Source organism: Streptomyces xanthochromogenes (assembly GCF_014650455.1).
GTDB classification, from domain to species: Bacteria; Actinomycetota; Actinomycetes; order Streptomycetales; family Streptomycetaceae; genus Streptomyces; species Streptomyces xanthochromogenes.
Window position 1 is genome coordinate 140,742 of sequence record NZ_BMUZ01000004.1, and the last position, 24,040, is coordinate 164,781.

Consider the following 24,040-nt stretch of genomic DNA (forward strand, 5'->3'; position numbering starts at 1 on the left):
ATGTTCCGCTAAGTTGGCGGAACGGCGCTCCGCCAAAGTATGGCAGAGCGACTTTCTGGGAAAGTGCAGGTCCCCCATGCCTTCCAACCACCCCGACCAGCGGATCATCGCGGTCAAGCCCATCACCGTCCCCGCACCCGACCGGGGCGTCGACCTGCAGGTGAAGGTCACCGCCCCCCTGTCGGGCCGGAACCTGCCCGTCATCGTGTTCTCGCACGGCAACGCATGGTCCCTGGACGGATACGAGCCCCTCGTGGACCGGTGGGCCGCGGCCGGATTCGTCGTCGTGCAGCCCACCCACCTGGACTCCCGCCGCAACGGCATCGGGTGGGACGATCCGCGCTTCGCCACGATCTGGCGGGTCCGGATCGCGGACCTCCACGCGGTTCTCGACGGCCTCGACGGCGTCCTCGCCCAAGTCGACGGCCTGGCGACCCGCGTCGATCGCGGCCGCACAGCGATCGTCGGCCACTCCTGGGGAGCCCAGAGCGCCGGCGCGATCCTCGGCGCCCGCGTGCTCGACGCCGACGGCCTGCCGGGAGAGGACTTCTCCCACGCCGCGGTCTCGGCCGGCGCGCTGATCGGCGCGACCGGCACCGGCGACACCCTCACCCCGTTCGCGGTCGAACGCCTTCCCTTCATGCGGCCGGACTACTCCGCCATGACCACCCCGGCCCTGATCGTCGCGGGCGGCAAGGACCAGTCGCAGCTCTCCACCCGGGGACCCGAGTGGTTCACCGACGCCTACCACCTCAGCCCGTCCCCCAAGGCCCTGCTCTCCATCGTCGATGGCGAGCACACCTTCGGCGGACTCGCCGGTGAGATGGTCGCCGAGACCACGGACGAGGACCCCGCCCGCGTCGCCCTCGTCGCCGATGCGATCTCCGCCTACCTCTTCGACGCCTTCGAGATCAGTGGTGCTGCGTGGACGGACCTCGGCGCAGAGGCCGCCTCGGGCGATGGCGCCTGGAGCATCTCCAGCAAATGAACCCGGCCAGGCTGCCGCGCCGGCGGCCTGGCCGGTTGCGGTGGGCGCGAGTCGGACGATTCCGCACGTGCCCCCGCCCTCCGGGTGCTACCGCACCGCGGCACTGGCCAGGACCGCATCGACCTCGCGACTGTCGCTCGGTCCGGGCGACTCCGTGACGCCGAGGAGGAAGGCCGACCGGTCACTGCTCAGTGTGACAAGGGTGAAGCGGATCCGGCCGGACGTCCCTGTCTCACCGCGCACGCTCAGCACCACCGTGTACGCGGCACGGCCACTCACCTTCGTAGCGCCGGACTCCTCCAGCGTCGACTTGTTGTCCGGGTAGAAGAACTCCGCGTTGGACCGCGCCGCACTCTCCGTCCGCTGCCGCAGGGCCGACTCCGCAACGGGCCCGCCCCGCCCGGCCAGCACGACGGCGCCTCCGTTCCCCTCTCGGCCCTTGGCGGCGTCCGGAGCGCTCGTGGCGATCGAGGAAGTGAAAGCCTGGATCAGGTCCTTGCCATCGTTGACCTTCCAGCCTTCGGGCACACCGTACGAAAGGCCTGCCGCGCTGTCCGTCACACGCGGCCGCCCGGCCAACGGGGAGTTGGAGTCGCTCCGGCCGAGCCACCAGTGCGCCGCCCCGCCGAGAAGCGCCACAACCAGGACGGCGACAGCCGCGACGACCCATGCGCGGCGCGAACGACGTTGCCCGGGCGGGAACGGAGGCATCGGCGGCAGGGGCAGGTGATAGACGGCAGGAGGTGTTGTCATGGCCCCAGCTTCCCGCCGCTGACCGAGCACTGACCTGAGCCACCGTACTCAGATCCGTACTCAGGCACTCAGGTACACAGACAGTCCGACGCTCGACAGTCGGGCACTCAGCGCCAACTCCCCCGGCGCAACGCCCCCGAGGGTGGTGGTGGGGCCACCCCGCCCGGTGTCCAGGCCCAGGGACGTCCGGTGTCCAGGCCCAAAGACGGCAGGCGCTCCGCGCAGCAGAATCCACGTATCCCAACCAACCAGCAACCAGCAACCAGCAACCAGCAACGGACAGTTCACACACCACCTGGGGGAAACATCGTGAACGAACGTGGAGCAAGGCGTCTGACGGGACTGGCGGGCATCCTCTCCGCAGCCGCCCTCATCGTCGAAGTGCCGCTGTATTTTCTCTACTCCGGCCCACCGCCGGACTCGAACGTGCTCGCGCGGCTGCTGGTCGGAATACTCGCGCTGGCATTCCTGATCGTGTTCGCAACGGCCTTCCGGGAACTGGTCAAAGCGGCGAGCCCGTCCCATGAGTGGGTCGGCACGATGGCCTTCGCATCGGGACTGGTCTACGCGACGATCACTCTGGTATCGAGCGGGCTGGAAGCCGGCGCGGTCATCGCCGCCGACCACCCGATCGACCCGACCATCACCGTCACCGGCACGTACATCCTCTACGGCACGATCGGCCGCGTCATGCTGGCACTGTTCCTGATCGCACTGGCCTACGCGGTCTCCCGAACCAACCTGTTGCCGCGCTGGACCGGCCGCTCCGCCCTCGTGCTGGCGGCGGGCAACCTGGCTTTCGTGCCCTCTCTGTTCTTCGGCAACAACCCCGCACACTTCTACGCGGCGAACGGCTGGGGCACCACCGCCCTCATGGGCGCGATCTTCAGCTACTGGCTGCTCGGGCTCGGCATCTCCACCTGTCGCAGCGCCAACCACAACAGCACGCCCGCCCCCTCACCGGCTCTGCACCACTGACACCGATGGGTCACGGTCGGTCCAACTCCCTCGGTATGGACGGGACTTGTCGATGGGCTACCCGCTGCGAACGTGTCCGCGCCAACAGGGTTTCCTTGAGAGGCGCCATCAGCCCTCGAAGGGAGGCCGATCACCCCGAGGCCGACGCCGCCTGACCCGCCGCTACACGCCGGTGGTGCCGTCAATGCGTTCTCGGACCAGATCCGCGTGGCCGTTGTGGCGGGCGTACTCCTCGATCATGTGGACGTAGATCCAGCGGAGGCTGACATCCTGGTCCATGAAACGACCGGTATCGGTCAGGGCACGGTCGGCGCAGCACTCGCGAGCGCGGGCGATCTCGGCGTGCCAAGTGGCAAGGGCATCACGCAAAGAGGCGCCTTCGGACAGCTCGAAGCCGCCGTCGGGACCGCGCGGGTCGGCCTGCGGGTCGTAGATGGGCGAGGCCTGCTCTCCGGCGAACACTCGGCGGAACCAGTTCCGCTCCACCTCGGCCATGTGCTGGACGAGGCCGGTCATCGTAAAGCCGGACGGTGGCACAGATGCGGCAGCGGCCCGCTCGTCGTCCAGGCCCTCACACTTCATGGCGAGTGTGGTGCGGTGAAAGTCGAGCCAACTCTCCAGAGTGGTGCGCTCGTCGGCATTCAAAGGCGGCATGGGACGTTCAAGGATGCTCACGGCTCCATTGTCGCCAACGGGCCGACACCGTCGGCAAATGGGAAAGCGGGCGGGCCGGCTTGGAGCAGCCGCTCCGGGGCTACTCGGAAGCCACCAGGACTTCCCAGATCAGCATCGTCGGACCGATCACCGCGGCTGCCGCCAGCAGCGCGCCCACTCCGCCAAGGAACCGCGCCTTGACCGGCCGCCTGCGAGGGTCCGCGCCTGCGGCCAGGAACAGCAGCACGGCCGACGGCAGGAGCACGACCGTCCCCAGCATGCAACCGAATACCACCCAAAATATGCTGGTGGAGGCCACACCAATACAGATCCGGACGAACTCCTCGCGTCGCCGCAGGACCAGCAAGGGCGCCGCCAACGGCAGGCCGCAGAGCACGAACACAAACAGAACGAACGTGTTTTCCACGCCCATGGCCAGCCAAGGAAGGATTGCCACAAAGGCGCTCACCGCCAGAGCGATCTGCCACCCATGGGCCCGCCCCGCATCCATCGACTCCGTATCCACAAGGCCCCCCAGGCACTCGACACGCACGCGACACGTACAAACTTGAACGCGTTCAAGATATCTGTTCGTCAGAGTGCCCGTACTCGGACCTCCCCCGTACGCGGCCGGGCCGCCCGGTTCCCGGCATCCACTGGGCACTCGCCCATCCGATCGAGGAGCCCGCCCGGCACGCGGGCCACGCGGACGCCCTTCGCGAACCCGTCGACGGGACGCCCGGCCACGGGACCATCACCTCCGCCGCCAGTTCCGCACCGGTGGAAGACGGCGACCTTTCCGCCCACACTGCCACCGCTCCAAGCACCCGAGCCGCGGGGTCTGTTGGGGGACGGCGGCATCGGCGTTCGTGCCGGATCGGACGGTTCGCCGCACCCAGTGGGTCCGGCTCAACCTGCTCCGCGACAAGGCCGGCTCCTCGCCCCGAGACCGACCTTTGGCCGGTTCACCGGCCAAAGCGATCAATTCAGGATGGAGGTGGGCCGGAACGTACGGCAGACTGGGCGGGTGACCACAGACCCAAGCAGTCCCCTGGACAACGACGCGCCTTCCTTCAGCTCCCCGGAGTCGGCGCGTCCGCGTCTGGCAGCGCCCCGCTCCCAGGCCGCTGCTCCACCCGCCACCTTCCTCGAGCCCAAGCTCAAGCCCGGCCTGCCGGGCGACACGGCCATATCCTGATCACACGGCAGGCCTCATGCCGGGCTCGGTACGGATACCGTGCTCCAGCTCGGCACTGACACGGCAGACGCTACGACTGCTGCGCACGAACTCCTCGCGCGCAGCGGCTTGGTCGTCGATCAGCTTTGACTGCCGGTGGTGACATGTTCGGGGGTGCCGTACGGACGGTGTGAGCCGAGGACGAACACATCGAGGGCCGACCAGGGCCGGCGGCTGTTGGTGAGCACAGGCTCGAAGGTGGTGCGGACCATCACGGCCGCTTCACAGCCCGCCAGGAACTCCCCCGCGCACGACGACGCGGTCGAGCCACGGCCGGCACCCGGTGCGGGGGCACTGCCGCTGGCTCGACCGCGTCACCGTGGGAGACCTCCTCACCTTGGAAGCCCCTTGAAAGCACCTTGAAAGGTCTCGCAGCCGGCGCGAGTCGGTCCCGCGTAACACGGGACGCGCCCTACCGCCGAGAACCCGATGCGTCGGCGTGCCGACGCAAACCGCGTGGGGCGGACGCCCCGGCTACGCACTCCCCCGGTCTCATCGGGCGGTCGGATCAGCGCAGACCGGCGAAGAGGTCGTTCTCGGGCAGGGGCGCGCCGGTGGTGTCCTGGACGCGGACGAAGGTCTCCACGCCCATCAGCTCGCCGAACTTCTCCTTGCCCATCTTGAGGAAGAAGATGTTCTCGCCCTGGCTGGCATGCGCGGCAAGCGCGTCGAACTTCTGGCCGCTGAACGCGGTGGTGTCCACCCATGTGGTGATCTCGTCGTCCGGGAGGCCGATCTTGGCCATCTCGGCCGCCTCCGCAGGGTCCGGCTCGGGCATGTCCCCGTTGAACTCGCGCATGATCTCCCCGAACCGCTGCATCGCCGAGCGGGGCATCGTCGTCCAGTACACCTTCGGTGTCAGGTCGGTCATCTCCAGCGCTGCCGTGGTGATGCGGTTCGCCTGGATGTGGTCGGGGTGGCCGTAGAAGCCGTTCTCGTCGTAGGTGACGACCACGTCGGGCCGGTAGTGGCGCATGAGTTCCGCGAGTCGAGCGGCGCCGTCAGCCACCGGGGTCTGCCAGAACGAGTCGGGGGCGTCGTTGCTCGTCCAGCCCATCATTCCCGAATCGGCGTAGTCGAGCAGCTCCAGGTCGCTGATCTTCAACACATCGCAGCTGGCCTCCAGTTCGCGGCGACGCATCGAGGCAACGGCCGCCGGATCGTGTCCGGCATCGCCCGGCTTGAGGCCTCCGGGTCCGTCACCGCAACCGCCGTCGGTACACGTCACGAGCACCGTGCGAATGCCCTCCGCCGCATAACGGGCGAGGATTCCGCCAGTGCTGGTGGCCTCGTCGTCGGGGTGGGCGTGCACTGCCATCAGGGTCAGCGGCCGGTCAGCCATGAAAAGTCCTCCTGCTAGGAAACGCATTGGTCCGATTGCGCGACGGTGTGCCGCGATCCCGAGGCTCGATCCTGTCAGGGCGGACGACCTCACGATCCCCCTCCCCCGGACGCGTGGCGCCGGTCCCTCCCCAGATGCAACAGCAGCGAAGTGACCACCTGTTCCCGCTACGGGATCTTCAGTCTCGTAGAGAGCGGCACGACATATACTAAGGCTGGTTGATAAGGTAGCCTTAGCATATGGGCGATGAACTGAACCCCGGCGAAGTCGCGACCACCTTGCTGGCGAGCCTCAGCGTGCTGGTGCGACGGGTGCGTCAGGTGCCGGTCGAAGGCGGACTGACGATGCCCGAGCGGACCGCGCTGTCCCACCTGGCCCGCTCGGGGCCCACGACCTCTTCGGCGCTCGCCCGGGAGGTGCAGATCACCGCGCAGTCCATGGGGGCCACACTCGGTGAGCTGCGGGCCCGTGGCCTGATCGAGCGCCGCCCGGATCCCCATGACGGCAGGCGCGGCGTGATGTCGGTGACCGACGCCGGTCACCAGGCGCTCAGGGACAAGCGCAACGCACGGGCCGAGCTCATCGCCCGCGCCCTGACCAGCGGCGAGTTCACTTCTGCGGAGCTGGAGCAACTCGCGGCATCCGCCCCTCTTCTCGCGCGGCTGGCTCAGAACATCTGAGACGTCGACGGCATCGAGCGCTCATCGGCGGCATCAAGTGTCTGAAGGCGGCGGCGTACCGCCGACCTGGCGCGAAGAGACCACGAGGAATCACGAGGAAGCAGACCGATGACGGATCCTCCCCGGACGCGTGCCCCCGCCGGGGCACGCGGAACGGGAGTTCTTCCCGAACCTGATCTCCGGTCCTTTTCACTCGGGCCTGGTCGTCGTCTTCGCCTTCGGCGCCGCACTCGCCCTCCTCGCCGCGATCGCCTCCGTGCTGCGTGGGGCCAACCCCGCTGCCAAGACCGGCGGTCCACCGACAGGCACGCCCGCCGAGACCCTTGGCACGGAAGTACCGGTCGAGCCCAACAGGCCGTACGGGAGCGAACGTTGACGCCATCGTCGCCCAATCGGCTCGCCTTCAATCGGCTTACCTCCCCACCGGTTCGCCTCACAACCGGCTTGCCTCACAACCGTTCGCTTCCGAACCGAACCGCTTCTCTTCCCAACCCGGTGAACCGCCGGACCCCACAGGAGAGCCAGCCATGACGCTGACAACCGTCGACACCACGCCCGCGCTCGTCGTGATCGATCTGCAGAAGGGCATCGTCACGGCCCCCTCGGACGACGGGACGACCGCGGCGGTCACCCAGGCCGCCCGCCTGGCCGCCGAGTTCCGGCGGCACGACCTGCCCGTGGTCCTGGTCAACGTCACCGGACGTGCGCCGGGGCGTACCGACCACAGCCGCCCGGTCCCCCGGACCGCACGGTCCGGGGGCGGGCGGCCGGCGCCACCCGCCGACTGGGCCGACCTCGTCGACGAACTCGACGTGCGACCGACCGATCACCTGATCAGCAAGCGGCGGCGCAGCGCGTTCCACGACACCGGTCTTGACACGCTCCTGCGGGACCTGGGCGTCACGCAGGTCGTGCTCGCCGGCATATCGACGAGCTCAGGCGTCGAGTCGACCGCGCGCTCGGCCTGCGATTACGGCTACCACGTCGTCCTCGCCACCGATGCCATGACCGACCCCGATGCCGAGGCCCATCGCCACAGCGTCGCGCGCGTCTTCCCCAAACTCGGCGAGACCACCACCACAAGCGAATTCATCGACATGCTGGGAGCAACCCGATGACACTGCTCGGACGACTTCTCAAGAACCGCAGGGCGGACGAGACCCAGGCCGCCTGGCACCTGCCCAACCTGCGGGGCCCGGAAGGACCGACGCTGACCAGCGACCAGTTCGGCGACGGCGACACCATGCTGCTGGAGCACTGCGGGAAGCACATCGGCGGCCGCGACCTGTCGCCCCGCCTGACCTGGTCCCCGCCGCCGTCCGGCACGGCACAACTCCTGCTGGTCATGGAGGACGTCGACGTCCCCATGGCCAAGCCCGCCGTGCACTGTGTCGCCCTGATCGATCCGTCGTGCGATCACTTGGAGCCGGGTGCGCTCGACGCGCGGCAGCCCGGACGCGGAGTGCGGCTGATGCGCTCCACCATCGGACGCGGTTACCACGGCCCGGGCCCGATCAAGGGCCACGGGCCGCACCGCTATGTGTTCCAGCTGTTCGCCCTGGCGACCCCCGTGGACAACGGCGACGACGCGAGACCGGCGGACCGGGCACGGCCTCGCGCCCTCCTCGAATCCGTCACCGGCCCCGTCCTCGGCCGCGCCCGACTGACTGGCGTCTACGAACGCTGAGGTCGGGGATGGTGATCCCCGATGCCTCGCAACAATGAGGTCCGCGAGGGGCTGCCGATAGCAGGTGGGCAGGCCGGTCTCACGGGGCTCGGCGCACCGGGCTGGACAGTCCGGGCATCACTTCCCGGCCAGGCCGAGGTTGGCCCCGTCGCGGAGATCCGGGAAGCCCTGGGCGAGGACCGCCGCGGGTTCCAGGCACGCGTGGCGCGTGGCAGCCTTCGACGGGTTCGCCCCGCAGCCCAGCCGCTGATACGCGGCGGCAGAGTTCTGGATCTCCCGCGCCACCGAACGCAGGGCGGCAAAGCCCTCATGGCCGTCGACCTGGGCCAGGGCGAATGAGGCATCCGCATTCGTGCCCTTTGCCGCAGCCGCGCATTGCCGCGTGAACATCTTGGCGGACGCCGTCGCGCACGGCGAGTTGCTGCCGGACCCGAACCGCCCTTCGTCCAGGGAGAGTTGCGCCTCCACCGCGGAATTGACCTTCTCCGCGACCGCCGCCCTGTCCGACGCCGGTGCCGCGGACCGACCGGCGGGGGCGCCCGCCGAGGGAGTCACGTCCACGGTCGAATCCGGGGCCGTGCTGCCGCCCGAACCACCGCACCCCGCAAGCAGTGCGGCTACTGCCGTGACGGCACAGGTCGTCGACCACAGCCGTATCCGCTTCACGCGATCCACCCCCACCTCGGACATCGAGCGGGTCACCATAGCCTGCGCCCGCGCAGGCTCCGTCCATGGGGTCGCGGCCGCCGCTCCATCAGCGGTCTCCGACCGGCCGAGGCGGATCTCACAGGGCAACGGCGGGCCCTCAGGCTGACAGATCCGCGGCGAACGGGAAAGATCAAGCATCATGAACTCGTCAGAGATATCCCATCCCCCGATCTACCAGCGACTGATCAGCGAACGCGGCGACGTCCTCGCCGAGACCCGCACCGTGGCCGAGCAGGCGCAGCACGAAGCGCGCGAGGCGCTGGACTGGAGCGGGGTGCGGCGCGCCCACCTGCGGGACGACGACTCGTTCTCGGCCTTCGGCTGAGGAGCCCACTGCGCCGCGGGACGGGCCCCTGGGACATCAGGCGGGGGCGGGGCGGCGAGCTCGCCCGGTGCGAGCCGCGCGCCCCGTCGCTCTGGAGCGCCTTGGCCTGCGCACCGCCTGCCGCGCCGTCGTCACTTGCCGGGCGCGGCGCCCCCGGTCGCGTCCGCCGAGGCGGCCATCAGCATGCAGACGCCGGCCTCGCTGCCGACACGGGCGACGGCCACTTGGCACCTGGCACTCGACACTTGGGCCGCCGCCTTCGCCGAGTCACATCACGGCAAGGGCGTCACTCCCCCCGCAGGAGTATCTGCTCGAATTCGTCCGGCGCGTCACGCAGAACGTTGTGGCTGCTCTCCAGGACGTGGGTGCGCCACCCAGGATCCGCGGACAACTTCTCGTAGACCCCGGCGAACGGCGTGCCCGACCAGCCCGAAAGGTAGACGTAGTCCCGCGTCGTGACCCGGTCGAGACCCTCCCCGCCAAGGACGATGCGCTGGAGGAAGGACGCGAGGGGGTGCGCGGTCGTGCGGGCGTCCAGACCGGGCGGCGGCTGGACGGAGTGGCCGTCCCCCGCGGCGCCCTCAAGGAACAACTGACGGAACGCCTCCGTGGTGAGTTCCCAGCACGATTCGCCGTCCTGGGGTACGTAGGCGTCGCTGTAGACCAGCCGGCGCACCACGCCCGGGCCCGCCCGGTCGGCAACGCCCGTGATCACCATGCCCCCGTAGCTGTGCCCGACGAGAACGGCGTCGGTGACCTGCTCGGACGCCAGCACCGCGAGAACGTCCTCGATGTGGGTGTCGAGGTTGACCGCCGAGCCGTTGAGGTGTGCGCGCTCGCCGATGCCGGAGAGCGTGACGGGCAGTGCCCGGTGCCCCGCCTCCCGGAGCCGGGCCGCCAGCCCCGAGTAGTACCAGCCTCCGTGCCACCCGCCGGGAACCAGAACGAAGGTCGCCATGTCTGCCTCTCCTGTCACTTGGGTGCGGTCACTCTACGAGGGCCGTCGGCGCGCCGGCAGTGACCGTGACCGAGAAGCAGCTTCCCCTGCCCCTCTCCGCACGGAAGCCGTCGCGGAGTGGCGCCCGGCCGCCGCCGGGGTCAGCCGTACGAGAGGTTGGAGCACGGGTCGTCGTCGGCCGAGCGTGCCCCTCCAGCGATGTCGGAGGGCACCGCACTCGGCGTGACGGTCTTCTGCGCTACCGGGTCGGCGGCGTACGACTTGCCGAGAATCACCTTGATCCCGGGCGCGGCCGCGGCGGTCGCCTCCGCGTCGGTCAGGACCCGGGCGGCCTTCTCGGCCTGGTCCTTCTCACCGGGCCCGTACTCGATGACGGTTCTGGTCTGGGTCCGCACGAGTGCTGTGCCGGTGCCCGTGACCGTGAAGCCGTGCTGCTTGAGCGCTTCCGCCGCGCGGGCGGCCAGACCCGTGATGGTGGTGCCGTTGTACACGGCGACGGAGACGCCCTTCCCCGACACCGGTTCAGCGGCGCCCGGCGACGGAGCCGAGGAACCGGCCCGCTCCCCTTGGGGGCTCCCCGCGTTCTGCCCGTCGAGAGTGCGGTCGGCCTTGAGGGCGGCCCACAGCGCCTCGGCGTCCGGGTGGACGATCGCGACCCGAGCACCCTGATAGCGCCACGGCAGGGTGACGAACTTGGTGTTGTGCAGGTCGATGTTCTTCATCGACAGGGCGAAGGAGATCAACTTGTCGGCCGAGCCGAGTCCGGGGTCCACGGTCAGCGACTGCGTCGCGGCATCGGCGAGCGGAAGCAGGCTGGTGGGGCTCATGCCGTCGCTCTTGACCTTCTTCATCAGCGAGGCGACGAAGGCCTGTTGGCGTTTGATGCGGCCTATGTCGGACCCGTCGCCGATGCCGTGCCGTATCCGTACGTAGTCCAGAGCCTTCTGACCCGAGACGGTCTGTGGCCCCTTGGCGAAGATCTGCGTACCGCGGGTGGACCGATTGGGGTTGAGGTCCTTCTGGTAGACGTCCTGGGGCAGGCAGACCTGGACGCCGCCGACGGCCTCCGTCATCTTCGCGAACCCCTTGAAGTCGACGACCACGGTGTGGTCGACGCGCAGGCCGGTCAGCTTCTCGACGGTGTTCTGCGTGCAGGCAGGGTTGCCCTTGGCGGTCTGACCCACCGAGTAGGCGGCGTTGAACATGGTGTCGGTCTCTGGCTTGGTCCACGTGCCGTCGGGCAGTTTGCAGGCAGGGATGTCGACCAGGGTGTCCCGGGGTATGGAGACCGCCACGGCGTGCTTCTGGTCGGCGTAGACGTGGAGCAGGAAGGCGGTGTCGGAGCGACCGATGTCGTTCTTGTCGCCGCCGCCGAGATCACTGTTGCCGTCGGTCCGCGCGTCCGTCCCGATGACCAGGACGTTCGATCCGTTCGCCGAGGCGGGCGGCCGGTCGTCGGAGACGCCGTCGGCGGCGAACGTCTCGATGTCGCCGTCGAGTTGGATGTAGATCCACCCGGCGCCGGCCGTCAGCAGCACGAGCAGTGAAACCGTTACCGCGAGAGCGGCCTTCGTCTTGCGGCGGCCGCGCGGTCGGCCTGGCTCCGAAGTCCGCCCGCCGCCACTGCGCCGACTCGACGCCTTACGACTGCCTGCCATCCGCGCGCCCCTTGTCCGTACGGCTCACCAAAGAAGGGGTCGACTCACCCCACCCCGCAACACTTCCTCAGTTGCGCAATGTAGCAAGCTTTCTCGTGAGCGCACCCCGCCCGGACTACCTGGCGGGGCGGGACGAAGGCGTCATCGAGCAGAACGCGGGCGGGGCTCACGGGCTGGCCGGGTCGAAGCCGTACCGCACGGGCCGACCGCCGTCGGCGCCACTCGATGCATCCCGCCGCACTTCCTGTCGCGCGTCCCGGCGGTAGACGAACAGCGCATGCACGCTCACGGATTCCCCGCGGGACGGCTCCACCGCGCACGGGTACGTCACCTGCAACACCGTCGCCTGGCCGACGACCCGGATGCGCAGCCCGTGCGCGGGCCCCCCGTCGAGCTCGGCCAGTTCCCAACCCGCCCTGTCATTCACACTCATGGCAATACTTTATAGGTTGCGCAACTTGGCAATCCTGCTATTACGATGTGGCCGCCCACGCCTTCGCCCGGGAGGAAGGCGAAGGTCACCGACCGTTCGACCGCTGCCCCTTCACGGCGGGCCCAGGACGGCCATCGGCGTCAGCGGCGTGGAGGACTTCACGGACGAGGAGGTCGAGCTCGTCGGAGGTGGTCCGGTAGTTGCACACGCAGGCGCGCAGAACGGTGCGGCCCCGTGCGGCGACGGTGGCCAGGTAGGCGCGCCCGTTCTCCTGGACGCGGCGGGCGACGTGTGTGTGAAGGGCATCTGGTGCGACGCGCCGCGGGTCGGCGATGCGGAAGCAGGCGACCGGCCATGGGCCACCGGCCAAGAGGTCGAGCCGGGGTTCGGCGACGATGCGCTCCCTCAACTCGGCTGCGAGGGCGAGCTGTTGAGTGAGCATCCCGGCGACACCGTCGCGCCCCAAGTGGTGCAGCGTGGCCCACAGCGCCAGTGCCCGCGTACCGGGACGCGTCAGCTCAATGGTGGCGTGGGAGAGCCACGGCGCCGCGTCCGCTCCATCCGCTTCGTCCGCCACGAGGTAGGAAGCCTGGTGCGCGAAGGCTGTGTGGAGGTGCTCGGGATCGGGGACCAGGAGTGCTCCGCACCCCACCGGCACGCTCAGGGTCTTGTGCGGGTCCACGGTCATCGAGTCGAGGCCGCCGACGTCCCGGTAGAGGGGTGCGAGGGCAGGGACTGCGGCTCCGAGGCCGCCCCAGGCACCGTCCGCGTGATGCCACATGCCTGCGCTCCGGCACACCTCCGTGATCGGTTCGAGCGGGTCGACCGCGCCCGTCGCGGTGGTGCCCAGTGTGCTCACCGTGCAGAACGGCAATAGCCCCGCATCCAGATCGGCAGTGATCGCGGCCCTCAACGCGGCAGGGTCCATGCGATCCGACCCGTCGGTCGCGATGGGACGCAGCCGATGGGCCGGCAGGCCGATGCAGGAGGCGGCCTTGGCCACGGACATGTGGGCCTGGGCACTGTAGTAGACGGTGAGGCGGGCGTGGTCTCGGTCGTACGCGGCCCCGTCGCCGGAGTCCCGGCGGGTGAGGAACCAGGTGCGGGCGGTGGCGAGGGCCAGCAGATTGGCCATGGAACCACCGCTGGTCAGTACTCCCCCCGTGCCTTGGGGCAACCCGGCGAGGCTTGCGAGCATGCGCACCGTGCCGCGTTCCAGATCCATGAGGGCGTTCTCGCCCATGCCGCAGGTCGCGTTGATGGTGCAGGCCAGTAGCTCCGCGATGACCCCGGCCGGTGCGGGCGGTGAGTTGATCCAGGCGAAGAACGCGGGGTGCCCGTTCCCCGTCGGGTACGGGGCGATCTCGTCCCGTACGAACTCCAGCACCCCGCCGAGGTCGCCGGGCTCCCGGCCGAGCCGCCCCGCACGGAGGCGTGCCCGGTGTTCCGCGGGCATCGGCCGGTTCACCGGTCCGGCCGGCAGGTCGCTCAGGTAACGGGACGCCCACTCGGCCGCGGCTACGAGTTCGTCCCGCAGCACCTTCCGATACGCCGCGGGCGGCTTCGGGACAGAAGGCAGGAAGGTTTCATCGAACTGCTCAGGGTCCTGCGCGCAAATGGTGGGTCATGGTGACGGTCGGCCTCTCGTGGTAGCAAGGCCCGCTGGTCAGGACAGCAAGGCCATGATCGTAACGAGCCGTCCCGCAGGCCGACACGCGCGCCGGGACAACTCGGCCGACGGGGTGCCCAGTTGTCGCCGCCAGTCGGTCCGATCCCGTGCCCGCCCCCACGCCCTACGGGCGGGAGCCGGCCCGCCGGAGGATCTCGCCGTCCAGTTCCATCACGTCGCCGTCCACCCGCCCGGAATACGTACCCGCGGCACCAGTGAGGTCGACGCCCCGGCCACTCCGCGTCCATGTGCCGTGGTCGGGAGCACGCGGCCCCACGAAACACATCGCGCCCGGCGGGCAGTAGTACGCGAATCGCAGCTCGAACGTGCCATCAGCACGCAGGTCCACGCTGTCCACCCGCTTGGCGCCCGTCCCGGGCACCGACTCCCACACCCCCACCACCGATGAGCGGGCCCACGTGGCGGAGCTGATGCCGACGCCAGGCAAACCGGGCTGTGCGAGCGCCGTGTCCGACGCGGCGATGAGCGCGACCACGGGCAGCATCGCCCCCGCCAGCGTCCTGATCACCCTGATGTTCATCTCCATGGCAGCAGCCTGGCCCACCCGGGCGACCGAAGCCGGGCGCCGTGCCCGCACCTCACCCTCACGAGCAGCGTCTCGCCGAGGAGGGCGGGTCTGTTGAGCGTCCCGCACGAACGGTGGTGGTCCAGGCGTCCGTCTCCTGACGCCTGGCCCGCCATTGGCCCTTCCGCGTCCACCCGGGGTCAGGGCCTGATGCTCGCGAGTTGCACGAGCAGCAGGACCAGCCGGTAGGCGTCGGCGTAGTCGGAAGCGGTGAAGGCGACTTTCCGCCCACCCCCGGCACGCGAGACACCTGGCACGAGTGTCGCCAGGTCAACCATGTGCGGGCCGTAGAGATCGATCTCGACCTCCAGAGGTCCGGCCAGTGCGAATGGCGCGACCAGAGCGCGCTGCTCGATGGCTTTGGCAGCCGCCGTACGCAGACGCTCCCGAGCCTCCTCGGGGTGCACCGCCACGGCGGCGGTCTGGCCGAGGGCTTGTTTGACCGCAACAGTGACGGCCGAGGGCGCCAGATCAGTCAGTTCGGCACAGCGGTGTCATCACCGCTGAGCAACACGACCGGCACGCCCAAGTGGCCGGCCATGGCGGCGTTGAGGCCGATCTCGCCGAGGGAGCGTCCGCCGACGCGTACGTCCAGGATCGCGTCGCTCATGGTGTGTGCCAGGACGGCCGGGCCGCCTCCGGCTCGCGCGTGGTAGCCGATCAGCATGACCGCGTCGGTGTGCTCGTCGAGCCCACCCAGCATGCCCAGGGGGCGGGGTTTGCCACGAATCAGCCGAGCCCGCCGGTCGAGGTCCTCCGGCAACAGGTTGCGGAAAGGCCCGTGCGCGTCGGCGACCCAGACCTCGGCCGCCGGCTCGGCGTCCAGGACGCCCGCGATCACAGCGTTCGCCTCGGCCGTCATCAGCGCGCGACCCTGCTGGTAGTCGTAGCAGTCCGGATTCGTCTCGGCAGGATGCACGATCCCCGAGATGCCTTCCATGTCAACAGAGATCAGCACCTTCATAAGGAGGAGAGCCTATGCGCTCTGCGGGCCCCTCGGCACTCCGCCTCAGGCCGACCCGACGGACCAGGGTGCGCAATCCCCAACTCGGTTACTGGGACGGCCTTCTGGCATGAGACCCGTTGTTCAGGGGCAACCGCGCGCATGCACCCGGGTAAGGTGCGAGCACGAAAGCAGCGTTTCGCACGAGGTCCGGAACTCCGCTCTCGTCCTGCGGAACTGCCCGTTCGAGTCAGCCGTGCTCAGGTCCGACAGCCGACACCAGCACCTCACGTCCCAGCAACCGAGGCAACCTTCGGTCATGTTCGGGGTCCTCCAACGGCCTGTACGACGCCGTGCTCATCCTGACGACTGCGGCAACACCCCTGGCGCGGACGCTTAACGATGCCCACCGGCCCGTCGCCTCGAACACCGCGAAGATCCGGTCCCAGACCGTCGTGCCGTCGGCCCGATGCCGCTAGCGCGACCCCCTCCGTACGGAGAACTCGTTGCCGTCGGGGTCCCGTAGCAGCACCGTACTTCCTTCGACCTCAAGGGAGTTGGTCCGGCTCGCGCCGAGCGAGATCAGGCGGGCCACCTCCGCCTCCCCGTTGGTGCCGGCGGGCAGCATCAGTTCAAGGTACAGCTTGTTGGTGCCCGTCTTCGGTGCCACCGGCGGGCCGCCCCACGTGATCTTCGTGCCGCCGTCCGGTGACTGGATCGCGGTCTCCTGGTCCTGGTCCCAGACCAACGGCCAACCCAGCGCCTCGCTCCAGAAGTAGCCGACCTCCTGCGTACCGTCGCAGGCCAGGGCGCCGATGAAACCGGTGCCGGTGAGGAACTTGTTGCCCGCCTCGATGACGCAGAACTCGTTGCCCTCCGGATCGGCGAGCACCACGTGTCCCTCTTCCGGGCGTTGACCCACGTCGATGTGCGCACCGCCGAGCTCCAACGCTCGTGCCACCGTGTGCCGTTGGGACTCCGGGGAGGCGCTCGTCAGGTCGAAGTGCGCCCGGTTCTGGCCGACCTTCGGCACACGGCTGGGCAGGAACCGGATGCGGAACCCGGCAAGGCCGTCAGGACGAGGGGGCAGGATCTCGATGTCGTCGCCGCGCCCGTCGACCGCGTCCCAGCCCAGGACCCCGCCCCAGAATCGCGCCAGCCTCGACGGCTGAGCCGCATGGAAGCAGATCGCGAACAGTTGACTGGCCATACCTTGTGCATCTCCGATCCCCAGATGCGTGAGACGACGCCTCGCCCTTCCAGCGAGCGCAGCCTAGGGACGCTTGGTGGCAGCCGCATCCGAGTCTATCGAGGGGCCCGGCCCCTCCGCCGCGGTCGGTGAATCAGACATGCCTCGCGGCATCAAGCAGACGTCAAGCGCTATCGCGCGAGGAACTGGCCCAGTACCGAACCGACTTCGGCCGGGGCGTCCAGGGCGATGAGGTGAGCCGCGGTGGGGAACTCGACCAGGGTGGCACCCGGGATCGCGGCGGCGTAGCGACGGGCGATGTCCTGGAAGTCGGCGACGTCCAGCTTGCCGACGCCCACCAATGCGGGGACGGCGATGGCGGCGAGGTCTCCCGTCCCGGGACCCGCGGAGTGTTCGCCCACCAGGTCCTGGTTCAGGAGCGATGTCCGCAGCGGGCCGCGCAGTTGGTCGGCCAGTCCATCGGCCACGTCGGCCCAGCTGCGAGAGGGGCCACGCAGCCACATGTCCAGGTTGATGCTCACGGCGGCGTCCAGATCGCCCGCGCCCAGGGCCGCCGTCTCGGCCTCGTCGTACGCGATCATGTCCGCCGACCAGTCATAGCGCGGCCACGGCGCGGCAAGGATCGCCAAGGAGTGCACGCGTGCCGGGTGGGCGAGCGTGAAGTCCACGGCAACGCGGCCACCCCATGACGCGCCCACGAGCCGGACACGATCGTGACCGAGGTGGTCCAGGAGACGGCGCAAGTCGTCGCTCTCGCTGAACGGGCCGGTCGGCGGCGCGGATTCACCGAAGCCGCGCAGGTCGTACCGGATGACGGTGTGCTGCTCGGCGAGAGCCGGCACGACCGCGTCCCACATGCGGTGGTCGGCCACACCGGCGTGTATGAGCACGACGGGCGGCCCGTCGCCCCCTACGTCGTAGGAAAAGTGTCCAAGGTCATCACTGAGCATGTGCATGCGCCGATGATCGCAGTGTGACAGGGGCGCGGCCAACCGACTTCTGTCGGCGGCAGGTGCTGACCCCCAGAGGGGGGCGGTGACCTTCAGCGTCGGCGTATTAGCCGCGGCCTGGCGATCGTCAGGCGGAGGGTCGAGGGCTTGGCCTTCGGCATCGGCCGACTCGTCACGTCACGCGTCCGCCGGGCCCTCGCCCGGCTCCCGCCCGCCCGACCGGCTCCGCTCCCCGGTGCTGGGCAGACGGTATGTCCAGCACCGGACGAGCGGGGGCCTGCCGAGCCGGCCATGATGCGACCTGATGGCGGCTCGTGGTTGGCTGACGGTGCGTCATGATCCTTACAGGCTGCGCGCGGTGATGTCGCCGCTGGCCGTGGTCGCGTGGATGTTCAGGGCCGCCGCGGCGCCTTCGGTGTTGGTGAGGGCGTTGTGGATGCGGCCGTGGGAGGTTCCCGCGTCCAGGGTGGCGGAGGCTCCATGGGCGGCGCCGACCGTGATCCTGCCGGACTCGGTGCGGAGCTCCAGCGTGCCGTGCTGGGCCTCGGCGATGGTGATGTCGCCCGAGGAGACCCGGATCTCGCTGTTCCCGGCCAGCCGGCCGACCGAGACATCGGCGGCGTGGACGGTCAGGCGCAGGCCCGCGGTCTCCTCCAGCTCGACCGTGCCGTGCGCACCGTCGAAGGCGACATCGCCGAGGCGTCCGACCGTACGGAACTCGGTGCTGGCCGACTTCGCGTCGATCCGAGAGCCTGCGGGCAGCTCGACGGTCACATCGAGGGCGCCGGAGGAGCCGAAGTACTGGTTCCCGGCCGGTGCGGCCTCGATGCGCAGCACGCCGTCGTCGAAGGTGACCGCGGTCTGTTCCGCGGCCTTGACGTCACGGCTCTTGGAGGCGTCGGCGGCCTTGACCGCGACGGTGGTGTGGCTCTGGTCGGCGGCGACGATCTGGACGCGTCCGGCCGGGATGGCGAGGATCGCGGTGATCGGGGCGGTGGTGGCGAACTTCTGCATGATGGTGGGCTCCTGCGACTCGTTGTCTTCGACGCGGCGGGTGTCCGCCGTGTTGTTGAAGAGAGTGCGCCGGGCCGGTTTCAGCGGGGCGTTACTACGGTTTCAGCCGGCTTCAACCAGGAGCCCAGGGGTTGCGCGCGGGGAAGGGGGCCGAGCCGGCGGAGTGCGGTGCCGGCTCGGCCCGTCCGGGTCAGGCCGTCGTCGCCCGGCCCAGGTGGCGTACGAAGAAGTGGGCCGCGCTGTCCGCCTCGAACCGGGGCAGTGCCTTGTGGCGGCCCGCATTCGCGTGCAGCGTCTTGTCCTTCGAGGCGAAGGCGTCGAACAGGGCGAGGCCTTCCGCACGCGGGATGTGCTCGTCGTCCCACTGCAGGTCGTACTCGACGGGCACGGTGATCCGCTTCGCCGTCGCGGCCAGCGGATCGGGCCAGAACTGGCCGAAGACCGCGGCCCTGATGCGGGGTTCGGCAGCCGTGAGGGGGATGCCGATGGCGGTGCCCATGTTCAACCCGTAGTAGCCGACCGGGCCTTGGGGGCCGATCTCCGGCAGCTCCTGGAGTGCGTCCAGGGTCGCCCGCCACTCGGGTACGGCGCGCTCGGCCAGGTGGAGGTTGTACGGGACGACGATCGGGCCCACGGGTTCGCCCGCCGCCATCGCCTGCTGCATCAGGGCGATTTCGCGCTCGTCGTGGGCGGTGCGCGGGCGGCGGCCGTGCCCGGGGGCGTCGATGGTCGCGACGTTGAAGCCGCCGATGGCCACCAGGCGTGCCACACGGCCGGTCATCGCCGGGGACTTGTGGTGGTTGCCGCCGCCATGACCCATCAGGATCAGGGGTGCGCGTTCCGCGCCGGAGGCCGGCGACCAGAGGGCGCCGTCGAAGTCGCCGAGGGTGAACTCGCGCTCGACGATGCCGTTCGACGACGTTTCAGTGGTGAATTCAAGAGTATTCATGGCTGTTGCCTTTCGGGAGTGCCTGAGTCGAGGCGCTCCCGGCGACAGCTTCGTCAGTCGCCGACCGTGACGGAGAGGGGGAGCACCCACATGGTTACTGCGTTCATGGGTCTCACCTCCCGGTTCGGTGTCACGGCACAGCGAACGTTACCCGCCGGGGCGGGGGGCGCCAACGGGTTTTCCCGGTCGGCCGATGCTCCTGGCCGGCTCGGCTCAGCGGCGCTCGTCGCGCCCGTATCTGAGGTACGCGACAAGACCGACCACGTTCCCGAACGCGCAGATGGCGAGCCAGAGTTGAGGGGTCAGGGTGCGGGTGCGGGGGTGGCGGGAGATGTCCAGCATGCACAGGACGGCGGGGAGCAGGGCGATCAGCGGGACGATCGCCATACACGCGGTGGGGGCGGGGCCGGCCGGCATGATGAAGGCCTCTCTACGCGTCGGTGCAGCGGTGCTACGGGGTCTCCGGAGCCAGGATGAACAGGCCCGCGACCTTCTCATCGGTGTCGAACGCCACCCGGGCCTTCATGTCGCCCGCCTCGTAGTGCAGCGGGATGTCGACCACCGTGTGATCGCCGACCCGGCGGACGAACGGGGCGTCCTCGGCGAATCCCTCGAACGCCCCGACCAGGCCCGCGACCGTGGCCATGCCGCTGCCGCGCACTTCGTCGGTGAAGGCCTCAAGGACCTGGGCGTTGAAGTACGGCCTGGCTTCGTCCATGCGGTCGCCGAGAACGGCCTCGGCGATCTGCCGCGCACGTTCCGCCGCGTTCTCCATGCGTACCGTCTTGTCCATGGGTGCTCCCGTCCGGGGGTCGATCGGCTTGCCGAACCTCTGGAACGCGGCCTGGCGGGTGACGCCGAGCAGTTCACCGATCTCCTGCCAGGTGTGACCGGCGTCGCGGCTCTGCTGCACGGTGAGCTTCAGCACCTGTCCCGCCAGGCCGTCCACGTCGCGGGCGCGCCGCACCAGGTCGAGGTAGGCGGGCGGCTCCAACGGGCTGCCCACCGCCCCGGCCAGCGCCCCGGCCTGCTCGGCAAGCCGCGCTGTCAGCGTGCCGAGCGGCATCGTGGACTCCGAGTCATCGGTCATACGTAAAGCGTGCCTTTACGTCGATCCGGCGTCAAGGGTTCCTTGACGGACCCTTGACGCCGCCACGTCGAGCGATCGGCAGCCGGCCGCGCACATGAGTCCGGCGGATCAGCCGATCGTCAGAACCACAGCGCTTCCTTGCCGGCCGCCGTTCCCGCGGCCACCAGGCCGCCCAGGGTCAACTCCTGTGCCACACGCGGCAGTAGAAGACTCCAGAAGCGCGTCAGCGTGTCCGGGGACAGCCACTCGGGGTCCCGCCCGCCCAGCGCCTTGAAACCGGCCACGGCTCCCACGACGGCCAGTGTCGCGTCGCGCGCCGAGGCGTCCTGCGCCAATGCGCCCTCCCGGGCGGCCCTCGCGAACGCCGCCTCCACCCAGTCCCGCCAACGGGTGCACAGGTCCGTGCCCGTCCCCGTCGACCCGCGGCCGTCCCCCAGGTCGAACCCCGCCCGGAGCACTACGTCCTGACCGAAACCCCGCACCAGGGCGTGGCTCGTGTCGATCAGCATCTGCAGGGCGCCGCCGTCCCCCCGTTCGGCACCGCCGTCCGTGATCCTCGCCAGCCGCTGCGCGGCCGCCTCGCGCACCGCCTCGGCGAGGGCCGCCTTGCTCGCGAAGTGGAAGTGCAGCGCACCGTTGCTCACCCCGGCACGGGCACTGATCGTGGCGAGCGACGCCGTCTCGAAGCCGTCCCGGTCGAACAGCTCGGCGGCGGACTCGATTAACGCGTTGCGCGTACGTAACGCGCGTTCCTGCCTGGCCATCAAGGCACTCCATTACTGCAGAGGGGATGAGCCGTCCGCACGGATCGGACGGTGGATCATTGATGTGTGCGCCGCGGACATGGATTCCCCCCACTCCCCCGCGTGCGCCGAAAGCCCCGCGCCCCGCTATCCCGCGGCCGGGCCCGCCTGCCCGAGTCTGGCCTCCAGGCCGTCGAGGATCAGATCGAGGCCGTACCGGAAGTTCTCGTCGCGAGTGGTGCGCGGGTCCTTGCCACGCTGGTCGGCATACCCCTTCCGCAGGCGCGGATAGGCCTGCGCCGCCTGCTCGGCGGCCGGCCACAGGCGCTCCACCCACTGCTGCTCGCTCTGCCCGCTGCGCGCCAGCATCGTCAGCCATGCCGCCTCGCTGGTCGTCATCCCGTTGACGTACGCGAAGACGGTGCGTACCGCGTGATCCGACTCGTTCAGCGGGAATCCCGCCGCCTCGAACGTGGCGATCATGCGGTCCGAGAGGCGCATCAGATTGGGCCCCAGGTAGGCGACGCCCACCTCGCCGAGCACCGAGGCGATCCACGGATGCGCGAGGAACATCGCCCGCAGCCCGTGCGCGCGCCGCGCCGTGACGTCCCGCCAGTGCGTGGACCCCGCGGCGTCGGGCTCCTCCAACTCCCCGTACACCTCGTCGACCACCAGCTCGATGAGCTCGTCCTTGTTGGCCACGTGCCGGTAGAGGGAGGTGGCACCCGCGCCCAACCGGGTGCCGAGCTTGCGCATGCTCAGCGCGTCGATGCCCTCCGCGTCCAGGAGTTGGACGGCCACGGACACGATGTGCTCCCGGCTCAGCGCCGGTTGCTCCCGGCGCGTACGAGGCCGCGTCCACACCGACGGAATTGCCTGCTGCTCGTCGGCCGGCATGGGGCCTCCCCGTCTCCGTCGCGCACCCTCGGACCACGGGGCGAACACCCCGCACGCAAGCGCACACCGTAATCAATCTGGGTACACCGTTCGCTTCAGCGTACAGGATGTACGGAGGCCGCCGAGGCCAGCGCGCGAAGGCCACGCTCGGCCGGCGAACCGGGGTCCGCCGCCATCAGGACGACCTCCTGGTCGTCCTCGGGCACGAGCAGGACGTCGCAGTTCAACCGCAGCCTGCCCACCCGCGGGTGGTCCAGATTCTTGGCACGGTGGCTGGGGGCATGCACCGGACGCGTCTCCCAGATCCGCCCGAACTCCTGGCTCCCGGCGCGCAGTTCGGCGAGCAGCGTCGCCAACTGCGGGTCGTTCGGACAGCGATCGGCTGCCCGGCGAAGACCTGCCACCACGATGTGTCCGAACCCCTCGGCGCTGGAGCTCTCGTACATCCGCCCCTGGCCGAGGAAGCGCCGCCGGGCCAGGTTCGTCGTCCCTGCCCCGAGGTCGCCGCCGAACAGCGGCTGGGCCAACGGATTCCGGGCGACGATGCCGCACGCAGCATCGGTGACGACGGCACCGGTCTCCGGCAGCCGCTCAAGGAGCCGGGCCACCTGCGGGCGTACGGGCCGCACGGCGGTGCCGCCGGGCGGGACGACGGACCCCGCCAGGCGGAACACGTGGCTGCGCTCGACCGGTGTGAGCCGCAGGGCCTGCGCCGGCGCGTCCAGAATCCGGGCCGACGGGCGTGGTCCCCGGGCCTGCTCCAGCCGGGTGTAGTAGTCGACCGACGTATGGGCAAGGCCGTCCACCTCCTCACGCCGCAGGCCCGGTGTGCGTCGCGGTCCGTCCGTCACCGGGAGGCCGAGCTCGTGCGGACGCAGGCTCGCCCTGCGGGCCCGCAGGAAGCGGGCCTGCTCCTGCCGTGCCATCCGGATCTCCTCCCGGCCCCGCCGCCCCGGAAGGGCCACCCGGGCCCGGCTCGTCCCCGGTGCGGAGCGACCCGATGCAGAGCGGCCCGATGCGGACTGCTTCGGGTACAACCCCTCCCTGGTACAGGTGGTCCGGCTGGACGTGCTCGTCAACAACGCCGGGATCTCCCCCTCACTCGCCCCGCCGGCCGAAGCCGGGATGGAGGAGTTCCGCCGCACCTACGAGACGAATGTGTTCGGGGTGGTGGCCGTGACCAATGCCTTCCTGCCCGCCCTGCGCCGGTCCCCCCACCCACGCATCGTCAACGTCTCCAGCGGCACCGCGTCGCTGACCTGGAGCACCAGCCCCAATCCGCAGTTCACCCCCGGCGGCGGAGCTGCCGCCTCATACCGGTCGTCCAAGGCCGCCCTCAACGCGCTCACGGTCCTGTACGCCCCCTTGCCGGACGGGGTGGCGGACCGCCGCCCGCACCGCCGTCGCAAGCGGTCAGGGCCGGCGCCGCCGCAGCCGCGACCAGAGCGAGCGGAATGGTGTGCCGACGGACGGCCATGCTGAACTCCCCTGTTTTATGCCTCACTTGTGCCGAGCGGACCTCGATTCCGCGTCCAACCCCGGCCGCACACCTGGAACACGGGCCACGGCGGGCCGAGGTTGCTCCGAC

General features: G+C 69.9%; 28 protein-coding genes and 3 pseudogenes. 10 read left to right on the top strand and 21 right to left on the bottom strand.

The features are described 5' to 3' along the window. The first annotated feature begins 76 nt into the window (after nt 1-76). Nucleotides 77-988 (top strand): alpha/beta hydrolase family protein, encoded by a 912-nt coding sequence (locus IE267_RS11545; protein ID WP_189763125.1) that lies wholly within the window; start codon nt 77-79, stop codon nt 986-988. Nucleotides 989-1,075: 87 nt separating this feature from the next. Here IE267_RS11545 and IE267_RS11550 read toward each other — a convergent pair whose 3' ends face one another. Next, nucleotides 1,076-1,741: a hypothetical protein gene (locus IE267_RS11550; RefSeq protein ID WP_189763126.1), complete on the bottom strand. Its 666-nt coding sequence runs from the start codon at nt 1,739-1,741 to the stop codon at nt 1,076-1,078. 309 nt (nt 1,742-2,050) lie between these two features. Here IE267_RS11550 and IE267_RS11555 point away from each other — a divergent pair, with 309 nt between their 5' ends. Then, nucleotides 2,051-2,719: a hypothetical protein gene (locus IE267_RS11555; protein ID WP_189763127.1), complete on the top strand. Its 669-nt coding sequence runs from the start codon at nt 2,051-2,053 to the stop codon at nt 2,717-2,719. A gap of 162 nt (nt 2,720-2,881) precedes the next feature. Here the strand turns inward: IE267_RS11555 and IE267_RS11560 are convergent, their stop codons facing one another. Beyond that, the gene (locus tag IE267_RS11560) at nt 2,882-3,394 is read right to left on the bottom strand and encodes a DinB family protein (protein WP_189763128.1); all 513 of its coding nucleotides are present in this window, start codon (nt 3,392-3,394) and stop codon (nt 2,882-2,884) included. A gap of 79 nt (nt 3,395-3,473) precedes the next feature. Continuing rightward, nucleotides 3,474-3,899: a hypothetical protein gene (locus IE267_RS39570; RefSeq protein ID WP_229861154.1), complete on the bottom strand. Its 426-nt coding sequence runs from the start codon at nt 3,897-3,899 to the stop codon at nt 3,474-3,476. Here IE267_RS39570 and IE267_RS40415 point away from each other — a divergent pair. Then, nucleotides 3,824-4,096: pseudogene (locus IE267_RS40415) on the top strand (mycothiol transferase); the annotation flags it as partial. The gene IE267_RS39570 and the pseudogene IE267_RS40415 sit on opposite strands and share 76 nt — an antisense overlap. Nucleotides 4,097-4,400: 304 nt before the next feature. Continuing rightward, complete coding sequence (locus IE267_RS39580; RefSeq protein WP_229861156.1) at nt 4,401-4,571, top strand: hypothetical protein; 171 nt, start codon at nt 4,401-4,403, stop codon at nt 4,569-4,571. 119 nt (nt 4,572-4,690) lie between these two features. Here IE267_RS39580 and IE267_RS40115 read toward each other — a convergent pair whose 3' ends face one another. Further along, complete coding sequence (locus IE267_RS40115; protein WP_268251540.1) at nt 4,691-4,822, bottom strand: hypothetical protein; 132 nt, start codon at nt 4,820-4,822, stop codon at nt 4,691-4,693. Between the two features lie 296 nt (nt 4,823-5,118). Next, nucleotides 5,119-5,952: a PIG-L family deacetylase gene (locus IE267_RS11575; RefSeq protein ID WP_161245208.1), complete on the bottom strand. Its 834-nt coding sequence runs from the start codon at nt 5,950-5,952 to the stop codon at nt 5,119-5,121. 239 nt (nt 5,953-6,191) lie between these two features. Here IE267_RS11575 and IE267_RS11580 point away from each other — a divergent pair, with 239 nt between their 5' ends. From IE267_RS11580 to IE267_RS11595, 4 genes are all read left to right on the top strand, one after another. Continuing rightward, nucleotides 6,192-6,632: a MarR family winged helix-turn-helix transcriptional regulator gene (locus IE267_RS11580; RefSeq protein WP_189763129.1), complete on the top strand. Its 441-nt coding sequence runs from the start codon at nt 6,192-6,194 to the stop codon at nt 6,630-6,632. Nucleotides 6,633-6,762: 130 nt separating this feature from the next. Further along, nucleotides 6,763-7,008, top strand: coding sequence for a hypothetical protein (locus tag IE267_RS11585; protein ID WP_189763497.1), 246 nt, complete (start codon nt 6,763-6,765; stop codon nt 7,006-7,008). 151 nt (nt 7,009-7,159) lie between these two features. Beyond that, nucleotides 7,160-7,750, top strand: a complete 591-nt coding sequence (locus tag IE267_RS11590) for a cysteine hydrolase family protein (protein ID WP_167151646.1) — start codon at nt 7,160-7,162, stop codon at nt 7,748-7,750. Further along, entirely contained in the window at nt 7,747-8,319 is a 573-nt protein-coding gene (locus tag IE267_RS11595; protein ID WP_189763130.1) for a YbhB/YbcL family Raf kinase inhibitor-like protein, read from the top strand. Before IE267_RS11590 ends, IE267_RS11595 begins: the two co-directional genes overlap by 4 nt. Nucleotides 8,320-8,436: 117 nt before the next feature. Here IE267_RS11595 and IE267_RS11600 read toward each other — a convergent pair whose 3' ends face one another. Further along, nucleotides 8,437-9,009, bottom strand: coding sequence for a hypothetical protein (locus IE267_RS11600; protein ID WP_189763131.1), 573 nt, complete (start codon nt 9,007-9,009; stop codon nt 8,437-8,439). 157 nt (nt 9,010-9,166) lie between these two features. Between IE267_RS11600 and IE267_RS11605 the strand changes: the two genes are divergently transcribed. Next, complete coding sequence (locus tag IE267_RS11605) at nt 9,167-9,352, top strand: hypothetical protein (RefSeq protein ID WP_161245213.1); 186 nt, start codon at nt 9,167-9,169, stop codon at nt 9,350-9,352. Between the two features lie 286 nt (nt 9,353-9,638). Here IE267_RS11605 and IE267_RS11610 read toward each other — a convergent pair whose 3' ends face one another. From IE267_RS11610 to IE267_RS11680, 15 genes and pseudogenes are all read right to left on the bottom strand, one after another. Continuing rightward, entirely contained in the window at nt 9,639-10,310 is a 672-nt protein-coding gene (locus IE267_RS11610) for an alpha/beta fold hydrolase (protein WP_189763132.1), read from the bottom strand. A 140-nt stretch (nt 10,311-10,450) separates the two neighbouring features. Beyond that, a complete protein-coding gene (locus IE267_RS11615) occupies nt 10,451-11,968 on the bottom strand; it encodes an LCP family protein (RefSeq protein WP_189763133.1) in 1,518 nt (505 codons plus the stop codon). 166 nt (nt 11,969-12,134) lie between these two features. After that, a complete protein-coding gene (locus tag IE267_RS11620) occupies nt 12,135-12,401 on the bottom strand; it encodes a hypothetical protein (RefSeq protein ID WP_189763498.1) in 267 nt (88 codons plus the stop codon). Between the two features lie 85 nt (nt 12,402-12,486). Continuing rightward, nucleotides 12,487-13,941 (bottom strand): pyridoxal phosphate-dependent decarboxylase family protein, encoded by a 1,455-nt coding sequence (locus IE267_RS11625; protein ID WP_229861026.1) that lies wholly within the window; start codon nt 13,939-13,941, stop codon nt 12,487-12,489. A gap of 253 nt (nt 13,942-14,194) precedes the next feature. Further along, complete coding sequence (locus IE267_RS11630; protein ID WP_167151660.1) at nt 14,195-14,617, bottom strand: hypothetical protein; 423 nt, start codon at nt 14,615-14,617, stop codon at nt 14,195-14,197. Between the two features lie 179 nt (nt 14,618-14,796). After that, nucleotides 14,797-15,620: pseudogene (locus IE267_RS11635) on the bottom strand (M55 family metallopeptidase). Nucleotides 15,621-16,074: 454 nt separating this feature from the next. Then, the gene (locus IE267_RS11640) at nt 16,075-16,809 is read right to left on the bottom strand and encodes a VOC family protein (protein ID WP_189763134.1); all 735 of its coding nucleotides are present in this window, start codon (nt 16,807-16,809) and stop codon (nt 16,075-16,077) included. A gap of 170 nt (nt 16,810-16,979) precedes the next feature. Next, nucleotides 16,980-17,765, bottom strand: a complete 786-nt coding sequence (locus tag IE267_RS11645) for an alpha/beta fold hydrolase (protein WP_189763135.1) — start codon at nt 17,763-17,765, stop codon at nt 16,980-16,982. A 336-nt stretch (nt 17,766-18,101) separates the two neighbouring features. Continuing rightward, a complete protein-coding gene (locus tag IE267_RS11650) occupies nt 18,102-18,773 on the bottom strand; it encodes a DUF4097 family beta strand repeat-containing protein (protein WP_189763136.1) in 672 nt (223 codons plus the stop codon). Between the two features lie 190 nt (nt 18,774-18,963). Beyond that, a complete protein-coding gene (locus IE267_RS11655; RefSeq protein WP_189763137.1) occupies nt 18,964-19,722 on the bottom strand; it encodes an alpha/beta hydrolase family protein in 759 nt (252 codons plus the stop codon). A 213-nt stretch (nt 19,723-19,935) separates the two neighbouring features. Beyond that, complete coding sequence (locus IE267_RS11660; protein WP_189763138.1) at nt 19,936-20,139, bottom strand: PLDc N-terminal domain-containing protein; 204 nt, start codon at nt 20,137-20,139, stop codon at nt 19,936-19,938. Nucleotides 20,140-20,173: 34 nt separating this feature from the next. Beyond that, nucleotides 20,174-20,812: a DUF3887 domain-containing protein gene (locus IE267_RS11665; RefSeq protein WP_189763139.1), complete on the bottom strand. Its 639-nt coding sequence runs from the start codon at nt 20,810-20,812 to the stop codon at nt 20,174-20,176. A gap of 119 nt (nt 20,813-20,931) precedes the next feature. Next, a complete protein-coding gene (locus IE267_RS11670; protein ID WP_167151676.1) occupies nt 20,932-21,576 on the bottom strand; it encodes a ScbR family autoregulator-binding transcription factor in 645 nt (214 codons plus the stop codon). A 126-nt stretch (nt 21,577-21,702) separates the two neighbouring features. Further along, on the bottom strand, nt 21,703-22,452 hold the full coding sequence (locus tag IE267_RS11675; RefSeq protein WP_189763140.1) for a TetR/AcrR family transcriptional regulator: 750 nt from the start codon (nt 22,450-22,452) through the stop codon (nt 21,703-21,705). A 95-nt stretch (nt 22,453-22,547) separates the two neighbouring features. Then, nucleotides 22,548-23,378 (bottom strand): helix-turn-helix transcriptional regulator, encoded by an 831-nt coding sequence (locus IE267_RS11680; protein ID WP_189763141.1) that lies wholly within the window; start codon nt 23,376-23,378, stop codon nt 22,548-22,550. On the opposite strand from IE267_RS11680, the pseudogene IE267_RS40420 reads away from it, so the two are divergent. Then, nucleotides 23,281-23,814, top strand: a pseudogene (locus IE267_RS40420) (SDR family NAD(P)-dependent oxidoreductase); the annotation flags it as partial. The gene IE267_RS11680 and the pseudogene IE267_RS40420 sit on opposite strands and share 98 nt — an antisense overlap. Nucleotides 23,815-24,040: the final 226 nt, after the last annotated feature.